General features: G+C 68.2%; 5 protein-coding genes. 3 read left to right on the top strand and 2 right to left on the bottom strand.

The features are described 5' to 3' along the window. Positions 1 to 26: 26 nt before the first annotated feature. A complete protein-coding gene (locus ACFVJS_RS26865) occupies positions 27 to 149 on the bottom strand; it encodes a hypothetical protein (protein ID WP_378886614.1) in 123 nt (40 codons plus the stop codon). A gap of 284 nt (positions 150 to 433) precedes the next feature. On the opposite strand from ACFVJS_RS26865, the gene lipB reads away from it, so the two are divergent. The 3 genes from lipB (at position 434) to ACFVJS_RS26850 (ending at position 2960) form a co-directional block, all read left to right on the top strand. Beyond that, positions 434 to 1171 carry a lipoyl(octanoyl) transferase LipB gene (lipB, locus tag ACFVJS_RS26860; RefSeq protein ID WP_378886613.1) on the top strand — a complete coding sequence of 246 codons (738 nt, stop codon included), beginning with the start codon at positions 434 to 436 and terminating at the stop codon, positions 1169 to 1171. A gap of 79 nt (positions 1172 to 1250) precedes the next feature. Next, entirely contained in the window at positions 1251 to 2213 is a 963-nt protein-coding gene (gene lipA / locus ACFVJS_RS26855) for a lipoyl synthase (RefSeq protein WP_378886612.1), read from the top strand. Positions 2214 to 2249: 36 nt separating this feature from the next. Then, positions 2250 to 2960, top strand: a complete 711-nt coding sequence (locus ACFVJS_RS26850) for a DUF4191 domain-containing protein (RefSeq protein ID WP_378886611.1) — start codon at positions 2250 to 2252, stop codon at positions 2958 to 2960. Here ACFVJS_RS26850 and ACFVJS_RS26845 read toward each other — a convergent pair whose 3' ends face one another. Next, a complete protein-coding gene (locus tag ACFVJS_RS26845; protein ID WP_378886610.1) occupies positions 2961 to 3803 on the bottom strand; it encodes a class I SAM-dependent methyltransferase in 843 nt (280 codons plus the stop codon). Positions 3804 to 3833 lie beyond the last annotated feature (30 nt).

Here is a 3833-nt window from a genome sequence, read left to right as displayed (position 1 = left end):
TCTCTCGGCTATGACAGAGGGTCGGATCAGCCGAGGTCCATGTCGGTCATTTCCGTGATCTCGCCGTCGGGCTTCTCGATCGTCACCTTCTCGCCGTGGTGGGACAGGTCGTACGTGATGGTCGCGATGTCCTCGAGTTTCATGAACACGCGCATGAGCCGGTCACCCGAGCCGACATAGAGATCGACCGGCTAATGGGTGCCAGCCTCCGACTCTTCGCCGGAGGTGAAGGTGTCGTGGGCCGCGTCGACGCCGTCGATCGACTCCTGACCGACATAGACCGTGCTGCTCGGCTCGATCGCTGCTCGCGTCGATCCGGTGACCGATCGCTCCCGAGCGCGGCCAGTCGAAACACGCGCGTTCTGTGCACGATCTCTTTACCCGCGCGGGGTTATCGCCAAACCGTTATCCGGCCCGGCGTACGATCTCGGGTGTGACTGAGCTGCGCTTCGTTGAGGTCGGGACGATCGACTACCTGGACGCCTGGGAGATGCAGAAGCAGATCCACCAGCGCGTCGTGGACCGCGAGGAGCCCGACACCGTGCTGCTGCTCGAGCACCCGCCGACCTACACCGCCGGGAAGCGTACGAAGCCGGAGGACCGCCCCGCGGATCCCGGCGGCGCGCCGGTGATCGACGTCGACCGCGGCGGTGAGGTGACCTTCCACGGGCCAGGCCAGATCGTGGCCTACCCGATCGTCCGGCTTCCGGAGAAGGTCAAGGTCGTCGACTTCGTACGCCGCCTGGAGCAGGCGATGATCGGCACCTGTGCCGAGTTCGGCGTCACCGCCTACCGGGTCCCGGGCCGTAGCGGCGTGTGGCTGCCCGCGGGTCAGACCCCCGACGGCGTGCACCGACTCGAGCGCAAGGTCGGCGCGATCGGGCTGCGGGTCAGCCAGCACGTGACGATGCACGGGATCGCGCTCAACTGCGACGTCGACCTGGGGTGGTATGAGCGGTTCGTGCCGTGCGGGATCTCCGACGCCGGGGTGACCACGCTCTCGGTCGAGGCCGGACGCACGGTCAGCAGTGCCGAGGCGATGCCGGTGCTCCACGCGCAGATCGCCGAGATGCTCTCCTGGCGCGACTACGACCAGGGCCCGAGCCTGGAGCCCAAGCCGGACCCGGCCAAGACTCCGCGGGTCCCGTTGCTCTCCCCCAGCCTCACCTGAGCCGAGACCGGATCCGGAGTGACCGTCCAGTAACCGCCTGGCTTCGGGGTTCCGACCTCCCCCGGCGTAGTCTGGTGGGGTGACTCAAGCTCCTGCCCCAGAAGGTCGCAAGCTCCTCCGCCTCGAGGTCCGCAACGCGCAGACTCCGATCGAACGCAAACCGGAGTGGATCAAGACCAAAGCGAAGATGGGGCCGGAATACAAGGAGCTCACCGCGCTGGTGAAGTCCGAGGGCCTGCACACCGTGTGCCAGGAGGCCGGCTGCCCCAACATCTTCGAGTGCTGGGAGGACCGCGAGGCCACCTTCCTCATCGGGGGCGACCAGTGCACCCGACGCTGCGACTTCTGCCAGATCGACACCGGCAAGCCCACCGACCTCGACCGCGACGAGCCGCGCCGCGTGGCCGAGTCCGTGCAGACCATGGGCCTGAAGTACGCCACGATCACCGGCGTCGCCCGCGACGACCTCGCCGACGGCGGTGCCTGGCTCTACGCCGAGACCGTCAAGCAGATCCACGAGCTCAACCCCGAGACCGGCGTCGAGAACCTCATCCCCGACTTCAACGGCATCCCCGAGCTCCTCAACGAGGTCTTCGAGTCCCGCCCCGAGGTGCTCGCCCACAACGTCGAGACCGTCCCGCGGATCTTCAAGCGGATCCGTCCCGCGTTCCGCTACGAGCGCAGCCTGGATGTGATCACCCAGGCCCGCGACTTCGGCCTGGTCACCAAGTCCAACCTGATCCTCGGCATGGGCGAGACCCGCGAGGAGGTCTCCGAGGCCCTGCGCGACCTGCACGCGGCCGGTTGCGAGCTGATCACGATCACGCAGTACCTGCGTCCGAGCGTGCGTCACCACCCGGTCGAGCGGTGGGTCAAGCCCGAGGAGTTCATCGAGCTCCAGGCCGAGGCCGAGGAGATCGGTTTCTCCGGCGTCATGTCCGGACCGCTCGTTCGTTCGTCCTACCGCGCCGGTCGGCTGTACCGTCAGGCAATCGAGGCACGCACCGCCTCGGTGGTCGAGCCTGTCGAGACCACAGCCTGAGGCAGCGTACGAATTTCTGAAGACTGAAAGAGGAAGATGTCCCAGACCGATCCGAGCAGCATGAGTCGCCGCCAGCAGATGGTGGAGACCTACAAGCTCACCAAGCAGTCAGACCCCAAGATCGGCCTGATCCTGGTCTCGATCTTCGTGGTCGTCGCCGCGGTCGCCGGCGTGATCTTCTGGCTCCTGCCCGGTGAGGGCATCTTCTCCTGGATCTTCACGATCGTCGGTGCCCTCCTGGCCGGTCTCCTCGCCGCCATGGTGGTCTTCTCCCGGCGTGCGCAGAAGGTGATGTACTCCCGGCTCGAGGGCCAGATCGGTGGCGGGTACGCAGCGCTGACCATGCTCCGCCGCGGCTGGACCGTCACCCAGGCCGTCGGCGTCGAGTCGCGCAGCCAGACGCTCGTGCACCGCGTCGTCGGTCCTCCGGGAGTCGTCCTCGTCGGCGAGGGCAACAGCCCGAGCAAGGTCCGCTCGCTGCTGGCCAGCACCAAGCGCAACCACGCGCGGGTCCTCGGCGAGGTTCCGATCACGACCGTCGTCGCCGGCAACGGTGAGGACGAGGTGCCGCTGCCGCAGCTGACCAAGCACGTCACCAAGCTCGGCCGTCAGGTCGCCGGCCCCGAGATCACCGACATCATCAACCGCCTCAAGGCCGTCGACGCCACTCGCGGCACCATGCCGATCCCGAAGGGCCCCGTCCCGACCTCGATGAAGGGCATGCGAGGCAACCTTCGCGGCCGCTGATCAGACCGCGCGGCGTGCTCGGATCGCGTAGAGCAACGGGATCCGGGGCGCCTGCTCGGGCAGCCTGAACCAGCCGTCCTCCCCCACCACCATCGACGGGAACCGAGGCCACGGCAGCCGCTCGTCCTCGCGGACGAGCTCGATCTGCAGCCCCGCGCCCGCGAGAGCGGTGACGACCTCGCCGACCCCGTGACGCCATTCGTAGGCAGTGGTGGCGGTGTTCAGCGCCGGACCGTCGGTGTAGGTGTGGGTCGAGTCCTTCGCGATCGCGCCGCGCCCCGACAGATAGTCGTGGCGCAGCTCCAGGGAGTCCTCGCGGCCCGGCTCCGGCACCTCGCCGAGGGCGTCGAGGAGCGGGTGGAACTCGGTCAGATAGAGGCACCCGCCCGGCTTGAGCAGATCGTGCACGACCCGCGCCCACAGCTCGATGTCGGGCAGGTAGCAGACCGCACCCTTGCCGGTGTAGACGACGTCGAACCGGCCCGCGCCGAGGACCTCGACGGCGTCGTGGACGTCGGCCTCGCGATAGTCGACGGGCACTCCCCGCTCCGCCGCGATCCGGCGAGCTGCCGCCACAGCCTCGGCCGAGATGTCCAGCCCGTACGTCACCGCACCCCGCTGCGCGAACGCGACCGTCTCGGTGCCGAGATGACACTGCAGGTGCACGAGCTCGCGGCCGGCCAGCTCCCCGAGGTCGGTCCACTCGTAGTCGGCGAACCACGACTCGGCGGGGCGGGACCCGTCGACGCCATAGAAGGCGCTGGCGACGTGGATCGGTGTCCGGGCGTCCCAGTTGGCTCGGTTGGCCTCGATCTGACGCGTGATTTCGGGGTCGAGAGTCATGCGACCACGGTCCCACGAACGAGACAGGGC

It is taken from the genome of Nocardioides sp. NPDC057772, assembly GCF_042798075.1.
Lineage (GTDB): Bacteria > Actinomycetota > Actinomycetes > Propionibacteriales > Nocardioidaceae > Nocardioides.
The sequence above is the reverse complement of the archived record's forward strand: the minus strand, read 5'-3'. Positions and strand labels throughout refer to the sequence as shown.

Bases quoted from the DNA above. Each gene is read 5' to 3' on its own strand.
- ACFVJS_RS26845 (WP_378886610.1), bottom strand. From the start codon at position 3,803: ATGACTCTCGACCCCGAAATCACGCGTCAGATCGAGGCCAACCGAGCC.
- ACFVJS_RS26850 (WP_378886611.1), top strand. From the start codon at position 2,250: ATGTCCCAGACCGATCCGAGCAGCATGAGTCGCCGCCAGCAGATGGTG.